The sequence below is a fragment of the Filomicrobium sp. genome (genome assembly GCF_025698805.1).
Classification (GTDB): domain Bacteria; phylum Pseudomonadota; class Alphaproteobacteria; order Rhizobiales; family Hyphomicrobiaceae; genus Filomicrobium; species Filomicrobium insigne.
This window is the reverse complement of record NZ_JAILWT010000001.1, coordinates 570,679-592,500: the sequence shown is the minus strand read 5'-3', so window position 1 is coordinate 592,500 and position 21,822 is coordinate 570,679. Positions and strand designations below refer to the sequence as shown.

Sequence of the window (21,822 nt, the reverse complement as noted above, 5' to 3'; positions counted from 1 at the left end):
CACGCCATGACAGGCGCAACCACAAGACCGAGCAGCACCTGAAAGATGGCGATCAAAGCTGCTATAGGCTTGAGTCGTCTTACAAAAAACGGTGTTCCAAAGGTGATGACGCTACTGAGGGGTTGGCGACGTCGGCGCAATGCGAGCGCTTCCATGACGACATTGCCACCGTGGCTGTGGCCAATCACCGCGTGCGGACGACCCGAGCGTTCAAGGCTTGTGAGAACGCGAGACAATTCCTCTGCGGCGATGAGACGATCGTGGTCGGAATTCGCGCCGGACCAATGCACTGGGAGAATATGTGCACCGGAAAAGCCCAGCTCCCCGAGCTTCTCCACAAGACGAGTTGTGAAACGCGACCCTTGCTGCCACCAGCGCATACCGTCGTCGCGAACATCGGCATCGTTGGTTCCATGCACCGTTATGACAATGGGGCCATCGGCTGGAAGGTTGTCTAATGCCTCCGAACGCTGACGAAACAATCTCTTAAACATAATCCCCTCCGTCCCCAGCCGGCTAAAGTCTAGCCGACTGAACAGGAATTGGGAGAGGCTTGTCAGCGAGCCCGAACGATCGAACGATAGCGGAGCGGATCAACGAGAAATTTCTTTGATATCAAATGGTTGTCGTGGGCGACAGTTCGTCTTCCTCGTCTTCAGAAGTGTCCGCAACATCGGCATACGCCCGCGGCGTCAGGCTGTCGATATCCCACGCGTCATCCTCATGCCCTGTACGTTCGGTTTTTGAACCTTCCTGCGCGCGGTCCTGCATATCGAGGACACCCTCGAGCTTGGCGTGAACCTTCGCGTTCTCGATGGCTTGTTGATCTTCGGCCATTGTCTCCGGGTCGACCTCATCGATGGGTGACGTCTTCAATGCGTCCGCGATAGCAGCTTCAACCGTCTGAGGACCTTGTTCCGCACGCTCCAGTCGCTGTGAGACCTTGCTGCCTTCCATGCCGGCCAGTGCATTCTCGATTTTCTCCGCAAGCTTACTGTCGGGTTCGACGACGGCGCGTAACAGATCCAAAACGGAAATCCCGTTTAATCTGAAGCCGATCATGTCTTCGAGTTCCTTTTTCAACTCGCTGTGCGTGTCGAGAAAGTCCTCGTTGAACATGTTTAGGATCATTCGCGCGACTTGCCGGAACGTGGCATCGTCCGGTTGAGGGATTGATAGCTCTCCCCTTGCGGCCACGTCGCGATGGGCGACGCGATCCTAGGGTTTGTAGGGTTAATGTGGCATTAACTTTATCTGTACACCCCATAACGCCTTATGGAATCTGCGCAAAAACTACAGCTCCGAGAGCGGTGCCAACGACCACCATCCAAGCGGGCGCTTTCCATGCCATCAGTAGGACAAAAGCGATGACGGCAAGCGTGAAGTCCTTGAGGTTGAGGATGGCGCTGGTCCAGACGGGATCATAAAGCGCAGCCCCGAGGACGCCGACGACAGCTGCGTTGATCCCGGCCATGGCAGCCCGCGCCGACTTGAAGCGCCGCAAAGTGTCCCAATAGGGAAGCGCACCCATCATGAGCAATAAACCCGGAAGAAACACCGCAGCGAGCGCGATCGCTGCGCCCGACCAGCCGTGAGGCTCCGGACCAGAAACAAACCCGAGGTAAGCCGCGAAGGTGAAGAGAGGGCCGGGAACAGCCTGGGTTGCACCATATCCCGCCATAAAAGCATCCGGTGTGACCCAACCGGCATCAACAACAGAGTCTTGGAGGAGCGGTAATACAACGTGACCACCACCAAACACTAAAGCGCCTGCGCGGTAGAAAGCGTCGAACAGGGCAATCTCCTGCCCACCGATATTGAGATGATGCAGCAGCGGCAGCGCGCCGAGAAGAGCAATAGCCGTAAGCAAGAGGGCCGCGCCGGCACCTCTCGAGAGAGGCATGGCCAAGTGCGTATGGGAAGAGGCTGCGCTCGTAGCTGACGTCGCGTCGGGCAACCGGTTCGCAATCAAAAGGCCAATCAGCCCCCCAAGAACGATTGCGGAGATTTGTCCAAGCGACCCGCCAACAAACGCGATGATCAGAACGGCGAGAACGGCGATTGTAGCGCGTTCTCGGTCAGGACAAAGCGAACGGGCCATGCCCCAAACAGCCTGAGCAACGACCGCGACCGCAACAATCTTCAGCCCGTGCAGCACGCTGGCTGCGAGCGGACTGTCAAAGCCAGCGGTGCCATAAGCGAACGCGATGAGCAGGAAAACCGACGGCAGTGTGAAACCCGCCCACGCGGCAAGTCCCCCAAGAAAGCCGCCCCGCAAGACGCCAATTGCAAAGCCAACCTGACTGGACGCCGGACCCGGCAGAAACTGCGCCAGAGCCACCATGTCGGCGTACTCGGCTTCGCTCATCCAGCGCCGACGGGCAATGAACTCCTCGCGGAAATATCCCAAATGCGCGATGGGACCTCCGAAAGAGGTCAGTCCAAGCCGGGTGAAAATCAGGAGAATGACCCACACGGATGAGCGTCGTTTGCTGTCTTCAGCTCCCTCGGTCGCTAGCGTCATTATTTTTATGCCTTTTTCGCTAAGCTCGGCGGTTGTCCACCGCTGCAAGAGCGCTTTGATAGCCGATGGTGGATGTCGCTTACAATGTCAGAAGAGTAAAACGCCTGCGTGAAGGTTTGCGGCGCTGAGCGAGTGGCTAATCGTAGCTTTCGACGCCTAACGATTGCTGAGGTGCATAGCGTTCGCCCCAAGGGAAACCCTCCGGGAAAGCGGCTTCGATGTCGCGCAGCTGAGCTTCCGTTAGCCGCAGTTGGCCACCCGCGACCAAGCCCTCGAGATGACGTTCGTAGCGTGTGCCCGGAATGGTAATAACATTATCACCCTGTGCCAGAACCCAGGCGATTGCGAGTTCTGCCGGCGTCCGATCCATAGCGTCCGCTGCAGCCTTAAACTTTGCGATCGCGGCGGCGTTTTTCTCGTAGTTCCCGGGGGCAAATCTGGGGTTCTTGTTGCGGATGTCGCGGGGGCTGAACGAGGAAGGATCCGGCAGATTTCCGGTCAGCATCCCGCGCCCAAGAGGGCTAAAGGCTACGAACGAAATGCCCAGCTCCCGGCAGGTCTCGAGCATCCCGCGTTCGGGCAAACGGGTCCATAAGGAATATTCGCTTTGAACCGCAGCGATGGGGTGAATCTCGTGCGCGCGCCGCAACGTGCTTGGTGAGACTTCGGAAAGACCAATCGCCCCGATCTTTCCCTCCCGTTTAAGCTGTGCCATCGCCTCGATCGCCTCCTCAATCGGACGATTTTCCTCGCGGCGATGCACGTAATAGAGCTCAATGTGATCGCGCCCGAGACGCATCAGCGAATTATCAATAGCTTGGCGCAGATAGGCAGGGCTGTTGTCGATAAATCGTTCGCCCGTCGCGCGCACGTAGCGCACACCGCCTTTGCTGGCCAGCGCAATACGTGGCCGTTCCCGCTTGAGGAACTTGCCGATCATTTCTTCGGACGTGCCCATTCCGTAGATATCGGCTGTGTCGAAGTGATTGATCCCGAGATCGACCGCACGCCCGAACAGACGCATGGTTTCGGTTTCATCAGCAGCGCCGTAGCTGCCACCGATGTTCATGCACCCCAGCCCGACCGCCGAAACGCGCGATCCCAACCTGCCGAGCCGACGTTGCTCCATACTTCTCTCCTTCCGCCCCCACGGCGCACGATCGTTTTTTGAATGTTATTCCCGGTAGGCTAGCCACAGCAAAACGGTTCGCGCAACAAGCAGCATTTGTCCTGTCGTCATCAATCATCAATGATATCTAAGAGATGACGAGGTCCATCGCCCGCGCGTATCGCGCGACAAGAAGGAGGAAGGGGACACATGAACCTTTCGGCAATGTTGCGGGCCCGCGCGGATGAAGGCCGACCCATTCGTGTCGCGCTCATCGGTGCAGGCAAGTTCGGCACGATGTATCTGGCGCAGGCGCGTCTGACTCCGGGTGTGCATATATTGGGAATTGCTGACCTTTCTGTCACACGTGCACGCCAGAGATATGCGGCCGCGGGATATCCCGGAGAGCGCCTTACAACCACAAGTATTGATGACGCCCTAGCCTCTGGCCAGACTTACCTGACCGACAATCCCGACGAACTCATCGAGCATCCCGCCTTTGACGTGATCGTTGAGGCGACGGGAGATCCAGCCGTTGGGATCGCAACAGCGACGAAAGCCGTTACGCAGGGCAAAGATCTCGTCATGGTCAATGTCGAGGCCGACGCCCTCGCAGGACCGCTCTTGGCTGATCGCGCCCGTCGTGCTGGCTTGATTTATTCTCTGGCGTGGGGAGATCAGCCCGCCCTGATCTGCGAACAGGTAGATTGGGCGAGAACCTGCGGGTTCGAAGTCGTCGCCGCCGGCAAAGGCACGCGCTATCTTCCGAGTTATCACAGCCTGACGCCGGATACGGTCTGGGATGTTCTGATCCAATACCTACCGATCGAAGACCGCAGCCATATCAATGCGCAGATGTTCAACTCTTTCCTGGATGGGACGAAGTCGGCCGTAGAGATGACCGCGGTCTGCAACGCTTGCGATTTGCTGCCTCAGTCGGGCGGATTGCGCTTCCCGCCGGCGTCACGGTTTGAGTTGGCCGAAGTTTTGAAGCCCAGGGCGCAAGGCGGCTCACTGGAACGTATCGGCGTGACGGAAGTCACATCCTCTTTGAACCGCGACGGCAGCGACGTCCCGCACCATCTCGCCATGGGCACCTTCGTGGTGATCACGTCAGATAGCGCTTATTCCCGTCAATGCCTGCGCGAATACAACTGTCTCGTTGATAGCAGCGGCGACTTCGCGTCTCTGTACCGACCAACACATATGATCGGCCTTGAACTCGGCATCTCTGTCGCGAATGTCGTTCTGCGCAAAGAGCCCACAGGCACCCCCATCGTATTCAACTCGGACGTAGTCGCCGTCGCGAAACGCGATTTGGCCGCTGGCGAGATTCTCGATGGCGAAGGCGGATTCACGGTCTGGGGACGTCAAACGCCCGCTGACGTGAGCTTGAGCGAAGGGTTTTTCCCTCTTGGCTTAGCCAAGGGCGCGAAGTTGGCCGTTCCGGTCTCCGAAGGCAAAGCACTCCGTTGGCAGGACGTCGAAGTCGATGAAACCGACGCGGCCGTCCAAACCAGGCGAGAGATGGAACGCGTGTTCGCTCCGAACGCGACGGTATCCTAGCTCCAGCTCCGACGCTGCGGATTTGCCTATCTCCGCTCTCCCGGTCATATAGAGCGCGGCTATTGTTCGGCCGATCGCTGAGGCGACCCTGTGCGCCTCGACCGAAAAATCAACAAGGGAAAATCTACATGAGTGACCGCATTGTCTTGCGCGTGGGCGAAAGCTTGGTCGCAGGCGGCCCTCCTGGCACAGCCGCTGAACCTGAAGTCGCCATTGGCGAAATGGACGGCCCCTTCGGCACGGCGTTCGCGAACCTTCTGGGTGATCAGGTCGTTGGCCACTCCCGCGTTCTGGCGCTTCTCAATACCGATGTCATGGTCCGGCCACCGACGATCTGCGTATCGAAGGTCACCGTCGACAACGAGCGCTATACCAACATCCTGATGGGTACGGTCCAATACGCGACGGCGATGGGCGTGCTCGATAGCGTCCGGTCTGGGGATATCCCGAAAGAAAAGGCCAACGATCTCGGTATTATCGTTTCGGTCTGGCTCAACCCCTCGGTCATAGAGATCGACGATCTCGACCACAAAATCCTGTTCGATATTCATCGCAAGGCGACCGCACAGGCCATTCACAAGGCCATGACGTTCGGTCCCTCGATCGACTGGCTCCTCGAGAACCAGGACAAGATCATCCACAAATACTTCGAGAAGGGTCTCAAGGGAGAGATCTAGAGTGCCCCGGAAAAGTGGGAACCGGTTTTCCAATAAGAAGCACGACTAAACAAAGGGCTGGTGCTTCCGGAAAAGTGAAGCAGTTTTCCGATAAGAACAAACGGCCCGGTCGCAGCATTCAAAAATGCGGCCGGGCTGTTTCTTTTCCCATCGGCAGTCGTGTTCCGACGGCGATCACGAGAGATTAGCGCGGGTCGTCTTCAAAGTCGGCGAGACTTTTCGGGTCTTCATGGCGCCGGGACTTGCCCTCGAAGTACGCATCGTTTTCTAAGATGAGCTGTTGGTGGTAGGCCTCCCCTTCCACCGTGCACCCACCTTTCAACGTGATCGTGTTGGCGTAGATCTGCCCGATCACAGTTCCGAAAATGACGATACTGTCGCAAACGGCGAAGCCCTGCAGTTCTCCATCAGGTTCAACGACGAGCGCACGACAACGCAGCGAGCCGGCAATGCGGCCCGTCAACGTGACGTCTCCTGCGATTTCGACATCCCCGTCGATACTGACGTGACTGCCGAGAGGTGTGACGCTGCCATGCATTTTGTTAGCAACGCCGGAAGAATTGGACTTGAACATAGGGGCTCATGTACGTCGCCAGCTTTGCGCGCACGCGCCCACCGCCGGCCAATCAGATCGTTTGAGTTTCTTGTACGGGGTTTTGCCGATCTTTTGCGGCCTGTTCAAGGTTGGGTAGAAGATTGGTGTGTTCGTCGTAACTGCGCGAACTTCCCTCGAATTCCGCGCCCAACACCAATTTGAGCCGATGATGGTGAATATCTGCGTCGACCCGTGCGCTCGGCTGCAAGAGGACGTTAACGCCCTGGATCGTGCCCGTCACACGGCCATGCACGACGACCGTGCCGCCATGGATTAGGCCCTTCACCTCGGCATGTTCACCGATGATTACATTGGCCCCCATGACATCACCCTCGACGACGCCGTCTACGGTAAGGTTCCCCTGTGAAATGATACGCAGCTCACCGCCCAGAATGGCGAGATCACTTCCAATCACGGACATGGGCCCGGAAATATTCGAAGCATCAAAACCAGAGCGCTTCGAGGTGTTCATTGTCGGCAACAAAGGTGCAGTCTGAGGTGGTTCCTGCGAATGTGACGATTGATGCGACGCTAACATGGGTTCTCCTCCAAACCCTCCCGACCGGGACGTTAGCGTAAGGCACTTTGGATGTCACGATTGATACGAGCGAGCGGATCGGTCGCAGCTCGGCGGGTCGGCTGGTGTTGCGTCTCCAGCATAAAGAACGGATATATTGGGTAGTCGGATGAGTGGGGCCCGCTTCCGTGACACGTAGGAGACATCGCAAGATGGTATCTGCCGTCGCATTATTTGCGATGGCGCTCCGTCTTGTTGTCGCCTTCCTTTTCGTCCCAACGACCGTCATTTCCGGTGTCCCTGCCGAAGCGGGCTACGAGGTTGTGCTCTGCACCGAGCACGGCCCCATGCAGATCGCCATTAATGAGAATGATGGCCAATCTTCTCACGACGATCAGCGTAAGCCGCGCATTTGCCCGTTCTGTTACGCGGGCGCGGGCATCCCGTTTGCGCTCGCGGCCGAGCTCCCACCGCCACCGCCCAGCGTCGGCTTTGCACCTCGCGAGCCGCGCACCGTAGCCGTCTTCCCCCGCCATCCACGCATCTATGCGCCGATGGCCCGCGGTCCACCTCAGCAAATTGCCTGAAGACCTGCCAAGTCCTAGAGCTCGGGCGCCCTACCGTGCCCGGACCATTCAGCGATTTCTCTGAGGTATGTAACCCATGCGATGTTCCGTGCACGCAGCCGTGACGGCTGCGGTATTCCTTGGCTTGTCGACGGCCGAGACCAACGCACAATCCACGACGAAACCCGACAATATCGATCTACCGCCCATCGTTGTAGAGCAGGTGGAGCCTAAACCAGCATCCCTGGCTACGAAGCCGGCACAATCAAAACAAGCGGTATCTGCTGCGTCACCAGCGTCAAAGCCTGCGGACGTCAGTTTGTCCAATATGCCGCTGGCGCTGACTGTTGGACAGCGCTCCGGCAGTCTGACCGTACCGAACACCGTAGAAGCCACTGCGGAGATTCAGCGGACGCCCGGCGCTGTGGAGGTCGTCTCTGACAAGGCCTACAAGGCCTCGACGCCGTCCGCCACGATCAAGGATGCGCTCGACTACGTGCCCGGCGTGTTCGTGCAACCGAAGTGGGGTGACGACACACGCCTCTCCATCCGCGGTTCTGGCCTCTCACGAAATTTCCACCTGCGCGGCGTGCAGCTGTACATGGATGGAATTCCTATCAACACCGCCGACGGCTACGGTGATTTTCAAGAAATCGACCCGACAGCCTACCGCTATATCGAGGTCTTCAAGGGGGCTAACGCGCTGCGTTTCGGTGCCAACTCGCTCGGCGGCGCAATCAATTTTGTGATGCCGACGGGATATGACGCAGACCGGTTCGGTGCGCGGGTCGATGTCGGCAGCTTCGGTTTCCGCAAATTCGCGACCGGTTCCGGCGGCGTCTATGGGGCAGCCGACTATTTCATCACAGGCACTTGGCAGGAGCAGGACGGCTACCGAGAGCATAGCGACGGAGAGAGTGTCAGGGGCTCCGCCAATGTTGGGTATCGCCTGTCGAGCAACGTTGAAACGCGCTTCTATTTAAATGCCAACGACGTCGAGCAGCGTATTCCGGGCAGTGTCACGCGAACTGCCGCGCTGAGCGATCCGAAGGCAGCCGCAGCCAACAACATCTTGCAGGACTATCAGCGCAACATTGAAACGGTTCGCCTTGCCAATAAGACGTCGGTACGGCTCGACGACAACACCACGGTGGAGTTCGGCGCCTTTTACGTCGATCGCAAACTCGATCATCCGATCTATCAGTGGCTCGACTATGCATATCAGGACGCAGGTGGCTTCGTGCGAGCTGTTGATGCGCGCGAGATTGGTGGTCATGCCAACCGCTTCATTTTTGGTGTCAACATTCACGGCGGCGAGCTGGACAACAAGCAATTCGCGAATATCGGCGGACAAAAGGGCGCCCTGCTGTCGAGTTCGCTGGATGAAAGCTTAAACGTCTCAACCTACGTGGAGAATACCTTCTACGCCCTGCCGGACGTTGGTCTGGTCACGGGGCTGCAATATCTCCATGCCAAGCGCGAGCGTCGCGATCGCTTCTTCTCTGATCCTCCGTCTTGGGGCGTCCCAGACGCAAATCCGGATGACTCAGGTGTGCGAACCTATGATCTTCTCAGCCCCAAGGTCGGAATCCTTTGGGATGTCGATCCTGGCTGGCAATTTTTTGCCAACGTCTCGCGGAGCGCCGAGGCACCATCCTTCGGAGAAAATAGCTTCACGTCAGCGGCGGCCTCAAACATCGAAGCCCAACGCGCGACGACCTTCGAGATCGGGACGCGCGGGAGGCGCGAGGACTACAGGTGGGACTTCGCGATCTACCGCATGAACATCGACAACGAGTTTCAATGTCTTGAGACGGGAAATACCGGATCATGCACCCAGGTCAATCTCGATAAGACGATCCATCAGGGTGTCGAATTGGGCGGCGGTGCAGCGCTACTCAAGAGTGCATTCGTGCACCGTGACAGGTTGTGGCTGAACGCCGCCTACACCTTCAACGACTTCCGCTTCGATGACGATCCCGTCTTCGGAAACAACGAGCTTCCCGGCGCGCCCCGTCACTTCGTGCGTGCCGAACTGCTCTACCAGCACCCCAGCGGGTTCTACGTCGGACCCAACGTCGAATGGGTCCCGGAAGCCTACTATGCCGACAGCGCAAACTCGTTGGAAACGAAGGCTTACGCGCTCTTAGGGGCCAAGATCGGTTTCGACGATGGCGGCCCGATCTCGGCCTACATCGAAGGCCGCAATCTCACAGACGAAACGTACATCGCCAGCACCAGTATCGCGACGCGTGCTGATGCATCGAGCGCGCTTTTCGAGCCTGGCAACGGTCGCGCCATCTACGCCGGTGTGCAGGTGAAATGGTGATCGGTCAGTTGAGACAACCAAGGAGAATGCAGAAGATGACAATACGAATGACTTTGGCTGCCGCGGGGATGATCATCGCGACGATCGCTCCCGCCACGGTATCCGCCCACGTTGGTCTCGAGCAGAAGCAAGCAACCGTCGGCGCGTCGTACAAGGCGGTATTCAAGGTGCCGCACGGATGCTCCGGCTCCCCCACCCAAAAGGTCATCGTCCAAATTCCCGAGGGAGTGATCGGCGTCAAGCCGATGCCCAAACCGGGTTGGACCCTTACCATCGAGCGCGGTCCCTACGAGAAGTCCTACAAGTTCTACCACGGCAGTATGCTGTCGGAGGGCGTACGCACCGTGACATGGACCGGCGGCCCTCTGGCCGACGAGCACTATGACGAGTTCATCCTTTCATCGTTCGTTGCTGGAGAATTGCCAGCGGATACGGCGATCTATTTCCCGGTGACGCAGGAATGTGAAAAAGGCGAATTGAAATGGGCGGAAATTCCAGCATCAGGCCAGGATCCTCATGATCTCAAGGCACCGGCGCCCGCACTCAATCTCGTTGCTCACGAAGGCGGTCACGGCAGCCATGCCCATGGCCAAGCCGCCGATGCCTCCGAAATCAAAGTGGGTGATCTGATCATAGAGAAACCGTGGTCGCGTACCACGCCTCCCGGCGCTTCCGTCGGTGTTGGTTATCTTAAAATCCGCAACATGGGCGGCACGCCGGACACCTTATTGGGGGCGAACGCCGCTTCCGCCGAACGTGTGGAGGTCCACGAGTCCAGCGAAAAGGACGGTATCGCTAGAATGCGTAAACTGGCGAATGGCCTGGATCTGCCCGCGAAGGAGGCGGTGGAACTTAAACCTGGGAGCTTTCACCTGATGCTCATGGGATTGAGCGAGCCGATTACCTCTGACAAGAAGCTGCCGATCGAACTGCACTTCAAGAACGCAGGGAAGGTCACGGTCGAATTCGACGTATCTCCTATCGGCGAGGCGAAATCCGGCTCCGGCCACGCCCACCATCATTGATGGAAGCGTCCGGAGCGACATTTGCGACACCGTCGCTCCGGATCGCACGGCTCTAAGCGCCGACCTCGGCGGCCAACTTCTGCAGAAGATCTTTTTCGTAATCCATGTGAAGAGCAGCTTCTGCGCGTGTGAGCGCGTAACGGGAATGACGCTGTGCCGACGACCTGAATGCCTCATCACCCAGGGCAGCGAGCGCGGCGAACGCTTTTTGAAGCCGCACTTGCACCTCGACATTCCCGGCACCGTCCCGTGCGATCGGGGTGAAGACATCGTCGAACATTTCGGCTGTCTGGATTGGCGGGACCCACACACCGGGGCAAGGAGCGTCGGTCTCAGCATCGTCCGCTTCTCCAGGCGCCCATGCGTTCAATACGCGGACGCAACGGCCAATGACATCGATCGCGGTGCCGGGGTCGTTCAAAGCGGGAGATAGGGCCCTTGATGCGATCTCCGAGAGAACACAAAGTCCGAATCTGGGATCCTGGTCAAACGAACGCTCGTCATCGATCGTGAATGCGATGCGGATCGATTCAAGCGCGTCTTCATCGTCGATGCCGACGGAACGAAAGAGCGGACGGACAGGGTCGGCAAAGGCGCCGGGAAGCGCTGTGATGTAGACCTTCCCCTCATGTTTCTGGGCACAGTCGGAAATCGCGCGAATGTCGACATGCTGTATGTATCCGATCCGCTCTGCAAACGTTGGTCTGGCCTCCTTCGGAATCTCGTTCTCGGGATCGCGAAGTGCATGGCCGCCGAGAAAGGGATGCGCAATCCGTAACTTCACGGCGTCGAGAGTTGCGCGCTCGACGCGATCCGTCGTTTCGCCCACGCGACCCAGCCGCGCCAGATAGTCGATCCACCGGAGTAGCGTGATGATGATCAACGCGATGACGCCAATCGTCACGAGGAACAGGATCAGCCGCCCCCGATCGCCGTAGGCGTCGGCGCTCAGGGCGATAATCCCAACGAGGCTATACAGGAAAGAGCCGATGAACGTTCCCAGGGCATTTTGCGTGGTCGGATCATCGATAAGGAGTTTCGTCGCGCGCGGAGTCGCATTACTCGTCGCAGCGGCGTAAGCCGACACCATTGTCGTAAGCGAAAACGTGGTCACAGCGAGCATGCTTGATGCAAGGATCGTCAAGATGCTGTCGATCGACTTGGAACCGAACTCGAAGGCGCCGTCCTCAGGAAGGTAGCTTTCGAAAACAACGCCAGCCATGGCTGTTAGGAGCGCCGCGATGCAGAATAGGCTGACACGGACCCAGAGCTTGCGCTTGAGCTGCAGAAGGAGCCATTGCCAGCGGGCGATCATTCAAGAAGTCCTCCTGGGGTGAGTTAAGGGTCTTGAAGCCGACTCTCTGCATCAAGACTATTGAGTGGTGTTAGGCGAACCATTCATTTCGCCCCATGGTTCCCTGAAACAAGTGCACTCAATCGGTTAACCGCATTTTCCGAGCGCTCGAATTCGTGAGCCAAAGGGGACTTGGCTAAACTCAGAGAAAGGGTCAGACTAGGACTAGTAACTTGATCGCGGCTTGTTTTGGCCGCCGCCAATTCGGATGCCAGCGCGCGTGAGAGCCGTGATCCCTTGAACGATGAAGTTCAGGAGGAGAAATTATGGCTCAAAGTCATTCCGGACATTACGACATCATCACAACCGCCGAGCCACGTGGGGCAGCACCGGTCGTCCGCTCCATTTCGCCGTCGGATCTAAGCTATGCGATATCCAAGGGCATAGACGATTTCTGGGCGATGCCCACGCATGTCGTGTTTCTGTGTCTCATCTATCCAATTGTCGGTCTTGTCCTAGGGCGGGCCGTGTTCGCATACGAAATGATACCGCTTCTCTACCCTATTGCGGCCGGCGTCGCGTTCATCGGCCCCTTCGCGGCCATAGGCTTATACGAGCTCAGCCGTCGCCGTGAGATGGGTCGCGATACGTCTTGGCGGCACGTCATGGACTTTGCGCACTCCCCATCGTTCCCAGCAATCGTCGGTCTCGGACTGCTCATGTTGGCACTGGTGGTTGTTTGGATTTCCTTGGCGGGCGCGGTCTTTGTTGCGAGCTTTGGTTACGTCGAGCCCGTTTCATTCTCTGCTTTCCTGCGAGATCTCCTAACGACCAAGGAAGGGCATAACGTCATCATTGTCGGCAATGCGATCGGTCTTGTGTTTGCGGTTCTGGCCCTGATGCTGAGCGTCGTTTCTTTTCCTTTGCTGCTCGACCGCCATGTCGGGTTGCCGACGGCACTCGCGACTTCCATGAAGGCGGTCCTCAAAAATCCATTCACGATGGCGCTGTGGGGATTGATCGTCATCGCAGCACTGATCCTAGGCGCGATCCCATTTTTCATGGGATTGGCGATTGTCGTGCCGGTGCTGGGGCATTCAACCTGGCACTTGTATCGTAGGGTCGTGGAGCCGGATCATAGCCGTCGGCCGGAATATCATCCGCGTCCGAAGTGGCGCCGCTATGCGGCGGAGTTCCCAGCGTCACTCTTTGTGCCTTCATCCGATAGGGATGAAGACACGAAGGTGTAAGTCAAGGATAGAGCTTGGGTAGGTCTGAAACTGATTTTTTCAGTTCGCGATCAGCCCCACAAGTGAAGGGCCGCAATCGCGGCGAGGCTCAGTGCACCGATCCAAAGCGCGGCGCGTCCCGACCAGGACGCACGCGCTTCCTCGCGCGCAAGGCGGCGGATTGTCGTTTCGTCGAGCCGCAATCCATCACGCGTCATTTGATCGAGCGAATTCAGCGTACCCTGCGCGCGGAGCATGAACTGCGGCGCATCCGCTAACACTTTGCCAAGTGTCGAAGCGCCTTCCCCCACGTCCTTGATCTGACCAATGACACCGAGATTGCTCTGCATCCAATCGCGTGCCACAGGTTCGGCTGCCGTCCACATGTTGAGCCCAGGGTCGAGCGACCGCGCAACGCCCTCAACAATCACCATGCTTTTTTGCAGCAGGATGAGTTCCGGTCGGGTCTCCATGTCGAACACTTCCGTGTAGGCAAAGAGCTGACCCAACAAATCGGCCATGGAAATCTCTTCCGCCGTCCGACCGTGAATGGGTTCTCCTATTGCGCGCATGGCTTGGGCGAAAACTTCCACCGAATGATGCTGTGGAACATAACCGGCTTCAAAGTGAATGGCTGCGACGCGGCGATAGTCGCGCGTAATCAGCCCGTGCAGAATCTCGGCGAGGAACCGTCGCTCCATGGCGCCAAGACGTCCCATGATGCCGAAGTCCACCGCAACAACATCGCCGCTCTTGTCGACGAGCAGATTGCCCTGATGCATGTCGGCATGGAAAAAGCCGTCGCGCATGGCGTGGCGCAGGAACGATCGCAGGGTAATAAGACCAAGCGATTTCAGATCATGACCAGCCGCCTTGAGCCGCGCATGGTCCGCGATCGGGATCCCATCGATCCACTCAAGCGTCATGACCCGTTTGGACGTCCGCTTCCAGTCCACGGAAGGAACGCGAAAGCCTTTATCGTCGGTGATATTCTCCGCCATTTCGGAAATGGCGGCCGCTTCCAGCCTCAAGTCCATTTCCAGCTCGGTGGTACGCTTCAGCGTGTCAACGACGGCAACTGGCCGCAAACGACGAGAAGGCGGATGAAACCGCTCGATCTGTCGTGCGGCGAAGTAATAGCTGTCGAGGTCAGCCTTGAAGCGGCGCTCCACGCTAGGACGTAGGATCTTAACGGCGACATCGCGCGGCCCCGCCGCGTCGGCAACGGTTGCTTTGTGAACTTGCGCGATAGACGCTGCCGCGACTGGAGGTCCGAACGTACTGAAGTGATCTTCAAGCCTTCCGCCAAGCGCCTCCTCTACGGCACGACGACTTTCGCGCATGGGAAAGGGGGGAAGCTTGTCCTGAAGCTGCGAGAGATCACTCGCCAGTTCCGGTCCGATGACATCGGCGCGCGTGGCGAGAAACTGGCCCAGCTTTATATAGGACGGCCCAAGTGATGCGAGCGCTTCCGTGATACGCGCTGATTTCGGCTGCCGTGCACGAAATGGCCATGTCACGGCCCGGATCGGGACCGTCAACGCGCGCGCGATCAGCAAGGGTGCCGGGACCTTCATTCCAGGCGGCACGAACCGCACGCCGTACTGCGCGAGCACGACGCCTGCGCGCGCGAGACGCAGAACGTTCATCAGGGCGCCGGCCATGGGGGATGATGTCTCCTGGGTGAATTGTGACGGTGGAAAGTGTGTAAACTTTCCGCGCAGATTGCTGGTTAGTCCGCCCTGGTCAAGACCCGCGGACAACCACTTGTGAGCATAATGGGTCAACGTTGGCTCGGCCCACGGGGTTGTCGGCCTTCTAGCACGTCAAAACGCCCTGGTGGTTAACCGCCAGGGCGTTAAGTCAGTTAAAATGTTCAGCTGCCCTGGATCAATCCTCACAGACGACACTGATGGTCAGATTTGCCGAGGGGATGAACTTCTTGCAGCCGAGTTCTGGAGCAGCAGCAACTGTAGAGGTGTTCGTCTCGATGACTGCCGGGGTGGCGGTAACCGTGGAACCCGTCACGACATCGGAGGCATCCGCCTGCGCGACAACCTTCTGAACCGGTAGCGGCGGATCGATAGCAGCAATCTCTTCCGCCTCTTCTTCGGCCTGCTGCTGAGCGATCTTCTGTTCTGCTGCTGCCTTGCGGGCGGCCAAACGACGAGCCTCTGCCTTGCGCTGGGCCGCGATCCGGCGTTGTTCGGCGCGACGTTCCGCAGCAGCCCGCTCGCGAGCCCTGGCGCGTTCATAAGCTGCGGCCCGGCGGCGCTGTTCCGCGTGATGGCGTTGCTGTTGATGCATGCCATGGCTCAGCAACATGCCAACGCCGATGCCGATAGCCAGTCCTTTGCCGCCAGCCTGCGCCTTGGGGGTGAAAGCTGCAGTCGCGACAGCGAGGGAAAGGGTCAGTGCGATGAGTGAGCGCAACATGGTGGTATCTCCTGAGCCGGTGTCTGTCTCTGTTGTCGCGCTGGGCTGGCAAAAGGTTCAAAGGCGCCCTGCGTTCTTGAGACCCAACATGGCGCACACGCGGAAAATCGGCTGTTCCCTGAAGAACAGGCCGCGAGGAATTTTCGCAATATTCCTGGTTAATGCTGGTTCAGCTGGTGACGGGACACCGGAGGAGATAGATCAGGCCTGACAAAAAGCCGATGCAACCTTAGATCCGCCAACCGGAATGCATCGCGGCGATGCCGCCGGACAGATTCCGATATTTCACCTGGGAAAAGCCCGCAGCGCGGATCATATCGGCGAAACGCTCCTGCTTCGGGAATTTGCGGATTGACTCGACGAGGTACTCGTAGGGTTGTGCGTCTCCTGCCGTCAGTTTGCCCAGGCGCGGGATGACCTCGAAAGAATGGAAATCATAGACGCGGTCGAGAAGCGGAATGCGGCATTCGGAAAATTCCAGGCACAGGAACCGTCCGCCAGGCTTTAAGACACGATAGGCTTCACGCAGCGCCTGATCAATGTGGGTGACGTTGCGGATGCCAAAAGCGATCGTGTAGGCGTCAAACGCCCGGTCAGGGAAAGGTAACGCCTCCGCATTGCCTTCAACCAGTTCGATGCGCCCGTCCAATCCAGCATCTGCAACGCGGTGACGTCCGACGTCGAGCATCTCCGGCGAGATATCGCATATAACGGCAGTTCCATCGGTGTCCGTCGCACGTGCAAAGCGTAACGCAACGTCTCCGGTCCCGCCGGCGACATCGAGCAGCCGGAAAGCGCGGCCCGATCGCGGCGGGGCCAGCCACCCGATCAAATCGTCTTTCCAGAGTCGGTGCAGACCGCCGGACATGAGGTCGTTCATCAGGTCGTAGCGCTGGGCGACCTTCGCAAACACCTCGTTGACAAGCCCCTGCCGTTCGCCTTCCGCCACGTTGCGAAAGCCAAAGCTGGTTTGAGCATCGCCCGGTTCGCCTGTGCGCTCATCGATCATGGGCCCGCACGTCTCCATCAAATCTCGTATCTCCCACCTGTGATAGCCAACTATTGCGAGCGATGCTACGCCATTGCGCCAAAACGCTTATCACGATGCTTGGGGGCGTTGGATCAGGAGTGCCCGTTGCCGGAATTACCCGAAGTTGAAACCGTAAGACGCGGCCTGGAGCCGGAGTTGGTGGGGAGGCGGCTCGTGCAAGTCGAGCAGCGGCGGCCGGATTTGCGCTTCCCGCTTCCCGATAGGTTCGCCGAACGCCTATCCGGACGCCGTGTTGAGGCGCTACGCCGTCGCGCGAAATATCTGATCGCGGATCTGGAAGGTGATGAAAGCCTCGTCATGCATCTCGGCATGAGCGGCAGGTTTACCATTGTACCTGGTGCAATGGACGGCAATGGCAGCCGTCCCGGCGTTTTTACTCATGAGGTAACCCCAGCCGCGAAACACGATCATGTCGTCTTTCACACCGATCGCGGAACAACCGTGACCTATAACGACGCCCGTCGCTTCGGCTTCATGTTGTTGATCGAGGCGAACGCGTTGGACACGCATGCGCTCTTTGCCGCGATGGGTCCTGAGCCGTTGAGCAACGCGCTGCATGCTGGCCACCTCGCCGCCCGCGCCACGGGCCGCACCACGGATCTCAAGGCCTTCCTGATGGATCAGCGCAACGTTGCGGGTCTTGGCAATATTTACGTGTGCGAGGCGTTGTATCGCGCGAAGTTGTCGCCGTTACGCGTCGCGTCGAGCTTGGCGACCAAGAAGGCCGCTCCAACGGCGCGCGCCGAACGCTTGGTCCCGGCCATCGTGAGTGTTCTCAATGATGCCATAGCTGCGGGCGGGTCCTCACTGCGTGATTACCGGCAAGCTTCTGGAGAACTCGGATATTTCCAGCACACCTTTGCGGTCTATGGCCGCGAAGGCGAGCCTTGTAGCCGGACTGGCTGTGGAGGCACCGTTCGCCGTATCGTCCAGGCTGGGCGCTCGACATTCTATTGCCCATCCTGCCAGCGCTAACGGTGCGACCAACAAAGACCAGAGACGACCGGAGAAAGATCATGGCCTATGAGACGATCCTCTGCGAAACCAAGGGACGCGTGGCGATCATCACGCTGAGCCGGCCTGACGCGCTGAACGCACTGAACACGCAGCTGGTCGGTGAGCTGGCCGAAGCATTGACGGGCTATGATCGCGACGACGCGATCGGCGCGATCGTCATTACCGGATCGGAAAAAGCGTTCGCTGCTGGGGCCGACATCAAAGAGATGGCGCCGAAATCCTTCATGGACGTCTACCGAGAGGACTTCGCAGCCAATTGGGATGTTGCCGCCCGATGCCGCAAGCCCGTCATCGCGGCTGTCGCCGGTTACTGCCTCGGAGGCGGCTGCGAACTTGCGATGCAATGCGATTTCATCCTGGCTGCGGACACAGCCAAGTTCGGACAGCCTGAAATCACGCTGGGCATCATGCCGGGGATTGGTGGCACGCAGCGGCTGACGCGCTTCGTTGGCAAATCGAAAGCCATGGAGATGTGCCTGACTGGCCGCATGATGGATGCTGAGGAAGCGGAGCGCTCCGGTCTTGTCAGTCGGGTCGTGCCTGCGGCGGATCTGTTGACGGAGGCGGAAAAGGTTGCAAGCAAGATCGCATCGCTGTCATTGCCCGCAGTAATGATGACGAAGGAAACCGTCAATCGCGCCTACGAGACGACTCTGTCCGAAGGGATCCTCTTCGAGCGACGCGTGTTCCATTCTATGTTTGCGACGGAAGATCAGAAGGAAGGCATGGAAGCGTTTTCTGAGAAGCGCAAACCGAACTTCAAAAATCGATGAGCTGCAAATGCGAGGCGCTTCTCGTTAATGCGCCCTCGGAGACACCTGGGCAGAACGTTCGGTAAGATGGCGGAGTTTACGGTGTGTGCGTGCCGCAATAAGTGAAACCAGCATGAGCCCGAGACCGCCGCCAACAAAGACGTAGTTCGCGGGCCAGTCCGGCTTGGTGCTGCCGAGCTTCCCCGATGCTATGAGAAAGGTGAGCCCGGCAACAATCGCCCCCGCTTGGATGAGCGCAAGCGTCGCTGCCGCGTCGAGCATACGCGGCCGCACTAAGGGGCTATCGAGGTTCTCCATGCGGTTCACATAAATAAGCAGGCAACAGGCGATGAAGGCCATTGCAGACCCGTATTGCCAGCTATGCCACCACCACAGTTGCGTGAGCGAGTAGGTGGCAAAGATCGCAGCTGCGCCCCAGGCGTAAATCATCGCCATGAGCCGCGCATTTCGCCGCGAAGCAAATATGGTTTCATGAGTTTCGTCGATCGGCAGGCCTTTGGGGAGGCGCCGGTTGACGATAAGCCCGACCAGGACTGCCGCCGCAGGGAACGCGAGCGACGCGATAAGTGCCAGGTCCCGGGCGCTCTCGCCGACAGCCCATACTAACATTGCGATCGAGGCGACCATCACCACGACGAGACCGGGAATAAGCGGCTGCAGTGACATCGTGTTTCCTTCAACAGCAGCCCTGGAGACGGACTGCGCGGCGTTGGCGCGCAGAAGATTGCCGCTCTGCGCCTTGCCCAAGTTAACTCGTGACAGTCTCCTGCTTGCTCTGCTTGCGGGTCATATAGAGCGCATTGGCAGTGATTGCAGCAAGAGCCAAGGCACCGAAAAAGAAGATATTGTTCGCGGCCCAGTCTTGCCATTCGATCTGTTTCTTCACCGTGACGGGGAATTTTCCATCGATGATAAGCCCGAGGGCAGCAATGCCCATTCCTACCAATTGCCCAACGGATAGGTACTGGGCGAGGTTCAACATGGTCTGTTCGCCGCTGTCGCGTTTTTCGTCGCTGGCGATAACCCACGCAAATCCTAGGCAGAGGACGGCTACGCCTGCGAAGGCCAGCGTGAACACAAGCCATTCCTTCCAGCGCAGAATGTCCAGCATAGGAGTGTAAGTGGTGAAAAGCCCGATTGCGCCCCACGTCCAGACCAGCCCCATATAGGTCGCGGTCGATGCGGCAATCCGATGCTTCGTTGCGGCGCGCCGATAAAGGCTCCGGTTGTCGAGGATCGCAGTTGCCGCAACAGACGCCGCCACCAGCGCGCAGGCCAGCGTGTGCATCTCAGGCGCGACGTTGGCTGCGCTCCAAAGAATGGCCGCCAGTCCAATCGTCAGTGCGACGATCCAGATCGCCCATGCCATTTGCTTCCCCCGTCGTCTCGCTCCGCGCATATCGGCCCGGACGAGCCGATAAAGCTATATTTCGCGCCCCGTTCCCTACCTCAGCCGCTTAGGCGCGTCAAAACTGGAAATAGATAAACGTCTGCGGCTGCCCTTTGCCCACTTCAAGGACGACAGCTATCGCGACCAACGCCGTCACCACGGCCAAAATCGGATTTGGCCGCAAGCGCTGCGACACCACGTCATAGCTCGTTGGACCGAACGTGGATAGGGCCGCTGCGAGTGCAAGCAACCCAAGCCCCTCCAACTGACCCGCGCCGCCGCCCGCGCCCGCCATACCCGCTAGCATAGATGCCGCGGTGGAAAAGTCCGGAGCGCGAAACAGAACCCATCCGATGACGACGAAGGCCATCGTTATGGCCCAGGACAACAAAAACGGCAGACGCACGCCGTATTGCCCCCACGCCCGGCAGACGACCAGCCCGACCCCGTGCATGAAACCCCAAGCGATGAACGTCCATCCCGCGCCGTGCCAAAGTCCGCACAGACCCATGGTGAGCATCGTTGCGGCAAGGTAGCTACCTACCCCGTGTTTGCTGCCCCCCAAAGGGATGTAAACGTAGTCACGGAGGTAGCGGGACAGCGTCATATGCCATCGTCGCCAGAAATCGCGCAGATCGACGGCTGCATAGGGTGCACGGAAATTCTCGGGCAATGTCAGACCGAGCATCAGCGCGATTCCGATTGCCATCTCCGAATAGGCAGAGAAATCCAGAAACAGCTGGAATGAAAACGCCAAGGCGCCACTCCACGCTGTCGCCACGTCAGGAATGCCGGAGGAGGCCTGCGTAAAGGCCCGATCAGCGATGGGGGCGAGGCTGTCGGCCAGAAACACCTTCTTCGCGAGGCCGATCGTAAGCAGCGTCGCGCCCTTCGCGAGACGTTCGCCAACGCCGGTTCGCAACGGATCGAGATCAAGCTGCGGAATAATCTCATGATGCCGGACGATGGGCCCCGCGATGAGCCGCGGAAACAAGGATACAAAGACGATAAAGCGCCGTAACGGATAGCGCGGGGCTTGATGCCAGCTTACGTCCGCAAGGTATGAGATAATCTCGAACGTGAAAAAGCTGATGCCGATAGGCAGAAGTATTGTAACCGGCGGCACCTCGATGCCGACGCCGACCAGCACGCTTTCCGCAAAGAATGTCCAGTATTTAAAGAAGCCGAGAATGGCGAGATTGGCTGCGATAGCCAGCCAGATCAGCCAACGCGCCCGCCGGCCGGTGGCAATGAATATAACCGCCACGACCCAGGACAGAATCGTTTGCGCCAACAGAAGGGGCACGAACCGGACGTCCCACCATCCGTAAAATACGAGTGAAAGAGCAATAAGCGCCCATTCGCGTCCCACCACGCTGCCCGCCCGCGCGAGTCCGTACCAGACCGCGAGGACGCAAGGGAGCAACCCGAGGAGAAACTCCTGGCTTTGAAAAAGCATCGGGTGATCCCTGCAGAATGCGGTTTAGAAGGCCATTCAAAATGAAAAGGTGCCCTAAGCAATTGGCGGGAAAACGTCCGACCCTCAAGGATGGAATAAACTTCGGCGTCTTTGTCGCAGTAAGCCGAATGGGACCGCATGCAACGCCGTTGACCGCGGAATCGCCCCGCTCTATAAGGGCCCCAGCCAACAGCCGCCTGGAGTCCGTTCTCCGGGCGGTTCATCTATTGCGCCCTCTCGTTTTATCGGCGAAACGGAATGCCAAT

21 protein-coding genes (1 of these 21 only partly in view) are annotated in these 21,822 nt (G+C 58.6%); 8 read left to right on the top strand and 13 right to left on the bottom strand.

The genetic code is table 11. The features are described 5' to 3' along the window. From K5845_RS02670 to K5845_RS02655, 4 genes are all read right to left on the bottom strand, one after another. Window positions 1–494, bottom strand: the 5' end (the start) of a protein-coding gene (locus K5845_RS02670; protein ID WP_287958328.1) for a lipase family protein. 844 nt of this gene lie to the left of the window's left edge; the window shows 494 of its 1,338 coding nt (coding positions 1–494); its start codon is at window positions 492–494; its stop codon lies beyond the left edge, outside the window. Between the two features lie 121 nt (window positions 495–615). After that, on the bottom strand, window positions 616–1,131 hold the full coding sequence (locus K5845_RS02665) for a hypothetical protein (RefSeq protein WP_287958326.1): 516 nt from the start codon (window positions 1,129–1,131) through the stop codon (window positions 616–618). A gap of 142 nt (window positions 1,132–1,273) precedes the next feature. Further along, window positions 1,274–2,524: a chromate efflux transporter gene (gene chrA / locus K5845_RS02660; protein WP_287958324.1), complete on the bottom strand. Its 1,251-nt coding sequence runs from the start codon at window positions 2,522–2,524 to the stop codon at window positions 1,274–1,276. Window positions 2,525–2,660: 136 nt separating this feature from the next. Next, window positions 2,661–3,653, bottom strand: a complete 993-nt coding sequence (locus K5845_RS02655; protein WP_046477345.1) for an aldo/keto reductase — start codon at window positions 3,651–3,653, stop codon at window positions 2,661–2,663. Window positions 3,654–3,842: 189 nt separating this feature from the next. On the opposite strand from K5845_RS02655, the gene K5845_RS02650 reads away from it, so the two are divergent. Together K5845_RS02650 and K5845_RS02645 are read left to right on the top strand one after the other, a co-directional pair. After that, window positions 3,843–5,198 carry an NAD(P)H-dependent oxidoreductase gene (locus K5845_RS02650; protein WP_287958323.1) on the top strand — a complete coding sequence of 452 codons (1,356 nt, stop codon included), beginning with the start codon at window positions 3,843–3,845 and terminating at the stop codon, window positions 5,196–5,198. Between the two features lie 128 nt (window positions 5,199–5,326). Next, a complete protein-coding gene (locus tag K5845_RS02645; RefSeq protein ID WP_046477347.1) occupies window positions 5,327–5,875 on the top strand; it encodes a formaldehyde-activating enzyme in 549 nt (182 codons plus the stop codon). A gap of 184 nt (window positions 5,876–6,059) precedes the next feature. Here K5845_RS02645 and K5845_RS02640 read toward each other — a convergent pair whose 3' ends face one another. Together K5845_RS02640 and K5845_RS02635 are read right to left on the bottom strand one after the other, a co-directional pair. Further along, window positions 6,060–6,449 (bottom strand): bactofilin family protein, encoded by a 390-nt coding sequence (locus K5845_RS02640; RefSeq protein WP_046477348.1) that lies wholly within the window; start codon window positions 6,447–6,449, stop codon window positions 6,060–6,062. A gap of 52 nt (window positions 6,450–6,501) precedes the next feature. Then, window positions 6,502–6,891, bottom strand: coding sequence for a bactofilin family protein (locus K5845_RS02635; protein ID WP_160298687.1), 390 nt, complete (start codon window positions 6,889–6,891; stop codon window positions 6,502–6,504). Between the two features lie 308 nt (window positions 6,892–7,199). Here K5845_RS02635 and K5845_RS02630 point away from each other — a divergent pair, with 308 nt between their 5' ends. From K5845_RS02630 to K5845_RS02620, 3 genes are all read left to right on the top strand, one after another. After that, complete coding sequence (locus tag K5845_RS02630; RefSeq protein WP_090226848.1) at window positions 7,200–7,574, top strand: DUF2946 family protein; 375 nt, start codon at window positions 7,200–7,202, stop codon at window positions 7,572–7,574. 76 nt (window positions 7,575–7,650) lie between these two features. Continuing rightward, entirely contained in the window at window positions 7,651–9,882 is a 2,232-nt protein-coding gene (locus K5845_RS02625; protein WP_287958320.1) for a TonB-dependent receptor family protein, read from the top strand. 26 nt (window positions 9,883–9,908) lie between these two features. After that, a complete protein-coding gene (locus K5845_RS02620) occupies window positions 9,909–10,907 on the top strand; it encodes a DUF1775 domain-containing protein (RefSeq protein ID WP_287958319.1) in 999 nt (332 codons plus the stop codon). Window positions 10,908–10,959: 52 nt separating this feature from the next. On the opposite strand, the gene K5845_RS02615 is transcribed toward K5845_RS02620, so the two are convergent. Beyond that, window positions 10,960–12,222 (bottom strand): DUF2254 domain-containing protein, encoded by a 1,263-nt coding sequence (locus K5845_RS02615; RefSeq protein ID WP_170832404.1) that lies wholly within the window; start codon window positions 12,220–12,222, stop codon window positions 10,960–10,962. 305 nt (window positions 12,223–12,527) lie between these two features. Here K5845_RS02615 and K5845_RS02610 point away from each other — a divergent pair, with 305 nt between their 5' ends. Next, the gene (locus K5845_RS02610; protein ID WP_076605288.1) at window positions 12,528–13,451 is read left to right on the top strand and encodes a DUF2189 domain-containing protein; all 924 of its coding nucleotides are present in this window, start codon (window positions 12,528–12,530) and stop codon (window positions 13,449–13,451) included. A 50-nt stretch (window positions 13,452–13,501) separates the two neighbouring features. On the opposite strand, the gene ubiB is transcribed toward K5845_RS02610, so the two are convergent. The 3 genes from ubiB to ubiE all read right to left on the bottom strand — a co-directional run bounded on the left by ubiB (window position 13,502) and on the right by ubiE (window position 16,875). Beyond that, complete coding sequence (gene ubiB, locus K5845_RS02605; protein ID WP_287958317.1) at window positions 13,502–15,094, bottom strand: 2-polyprenylphenol 6-hydroxylase; 1,593 nt, start codon at window positions 15,092–15,094, stop codon at window positions 13,502–13,504. A gap of 226 nt (window positions 15,095–15,320) precedes the next feature. After that, window positions 15,321–15,866: a hypothetical protein gene (locus tag K5845_RS02600; protein ID WP_046477352.1), complete on the bottom strand. Its 546-nt coding sequence runs from the start codon at window positions 15,864–15,866 to the stop codon at window positions 15,321–15,323. 229 nt (window positions 15,867–16,095) lie between these two features. Next, complete coding sequence (gene ubiE / locus K5845_RS02595) at window positions 16,096–16,875, bottom strand: bifunctional demethylmenaquinone methyltransferase/2-methoxy-6-polyprenyl-1,4-benzoquinol methylase UbiE (protein WP_046477354.1); 780 nt, start codon at window positions 16,873–16,875, stop codon at window positions 16,096–16,098. A 126-nt stretch (window positions 16,876–17,001) separates the two neighbouring features. Here ubiE and mutM point away from each other — a divergent pair, with 126 nt between their 5' ends. Continuing rightward, a complete protein-coding gene (gene mutM, locus K5845_RS02590; protein ID WP_046477355.1) occupies window positions 17,002–17,892 on the top strand; it encodes a bifunctional DNA-formamidopyrimidine glycosylase/DNA-(apurinic or apyrimidinic site) lyase in 891 nt (296 codons plus the stop codon). A gap of 41 nt (window positions 17,893–17,933) precedes the next feature. Beyond that, a complete protein-coding gene (locus K5845_RS02585; RefSeq protein WP_046477356.1) occupies window positions 17,934–18,707 on the top strand; it encodes an enoyl-CoA hydratase in 774 nt (257 codons plus the stop codon). Window positions 18,708–18,731: 24 nt separating this feature from the next. Here K5845_RS02585 and K5845_RS02580 read toward each other — a convergent pair whose 3' ends face one another. From K5845_RS02580 to K5845_RS02570, 3 genes are all read right to left on the bottom strand, one after another. Beyond that, window positions 18,732–19,454, bottom strand: a complete 723-nt coding sequence (locus tag K5845_RS02580; RefSeq protein WP_052743737.1) for a hypothetical protein — start codon at window positions 19,452–19,454, stop codon at window positions 18,732–18,734. Between the two features lies 1 nt (window position 19,455). Next, window positions 19,456–20,076 carry a hypothetical protein gene (locus K5845_RS02575; protein ID WP_046477357.1) on the bottom strand — a complete coding sequence of 207 codons (621 nt, stop codon included), beginning with the start codon at window positions 20,074–20,076 and terminating at the stop codon, window positions 19,456–19,458. A 97-nt stretch (window positions 20,077–20,173) separates the two neighbouring features. After that, the gene (locus K5845_RS02570; protein WP_046477358.1) at window positions 20,174–21,556 is read right to left on the bottom strand and encodes an MBOAT family O-acyltransferase; all 1,383 of its coding nucleotides are present in this window, start codon (window positions 21,554–21,556) and stop codon (window positions 20,174–20,176) included. Between the last annotated feature and the right edge of the window lie 266 nt (window positions 21,557–21,822).

Coding starts and splice junctions, on each gene's coding strand:
- K5845_RS02635 (WP_160298687.1), bottom strand. CDS start 6,891: ATGTCCGTGATTGGAAGTGATCTCGCCATTCTGGGCGGTGAGCTGCGT.
- K5845_RS02600 (WP_046477352.1), bottom strand. CDS start 15,866: ATGTTGCGCTCACTCATCGCACTGACCCTTTCCCTCGCTGTCGCGACT.
- K5845_RS02585 (WP_046477356.1), top strand. CDS start 17,934: ATGGCCTATGAGACGATCCTCTGCGAAACCAAGGGACGCGTGGCGATC.
- K5845_RS02640 (WP_046477348.1), bottom strand. CDS start 6,449: ATGTTCAAGTCCAATTCTTCCGGCGTTGCTAACAAAATGCATGGCAGC.
- K5845_RS02630 (WP_090226848.1), top strand. CDS start 7,200: ATGGTATCTGCCGTCGCATTATTTGCGATGGCGCTCCGTCTTGTTGTC.
- K5845_RS02620 (WP_287958319.1), top strand. CDS start 9,909: ATGCAGAAGATGACAATACGAATGACTTTGGCTGCCGCGGGGATGATC.
- K5845_RS02570 (WP_046477358.1), bottom strand. CDS start 21,556: ATGCTTTTTCAAAGCCAGGAGTTTCTCCTCGGGTTGCTCCCTTGCGTC.
- K5845_RS02665 (WP_287958326.1), bottom strand. CDS start 1,131: ATGATCCTAAACATGTTCAACGAGGACTTTCTCGACACGCACAGCGAG.
- K5845_RS02610 (WP_076605288.1), top strand. CDS start 12,528: ATGGCTCAAAGTCATTCCGGACATTACGACATCATCACAACCGCCGAG.
- K5845_RS02615 (WP_170832404.1), bottom strand. CDS start 12,222: ATGATCGCCCGCTGGCAATGGCTCCTTCTGCAGCTCAAGCGCAAGCTC.
- ubiE (WP_046477354.1), bottom strand. CDS start 16,875: ATGATCGATGAGCGCACAGGCGAACCGGGCGATGCTCAAACCAGCTTT.
- K5845_RS02650 (WP_287958323.1), top strand. CDS start 3,843: ATGAACCTTTCGGCAATGTTGCGGGCCCGCGCGGATGAAGGCCGACCC.
- K5845_RS02575 (WP_046477357.1), bottom strand. CDS start 20,076: ATGGCATGGGCGATCTGGATCGTCGCACTGACGATTGGACTGGCGGCC.
- chrA (WP_287958324.1), bottom strand. CDS start 2,524: ATGACGCTAGCGACCGAGGGAGCTGAAGACAGCAAACGACGCTCATCC.
- K5845_RS02625 (WP_287958320.1), top strand. CDS start 7,651: ATGCGATGTTCCGTGCACGCAGCCGTGACGGCTGCGGTATTCCTTGGC.
- K5845_RS02655 (WP_046477345.1), bottom strand. CDS start 3,653: ATGGAGCAACGTCGGCTCGGCAGGTTGGGATCGCGCGTTTCGGCGGTC.
- K5845_RS02645 (WP_046477347.1), top strand. CDS start 5,327: ATGAGTGACCGCATTGTCTTGCGCGTGGGCGAAAGCTTGGTCGCAGGC.
- ubiB (WP_287958317.1), bottom strand. CDS start 15,094: ATGGCCGGCGCCCTGATGAACGTTCTGCGTCTCGCGCGCGCAGGCGTC.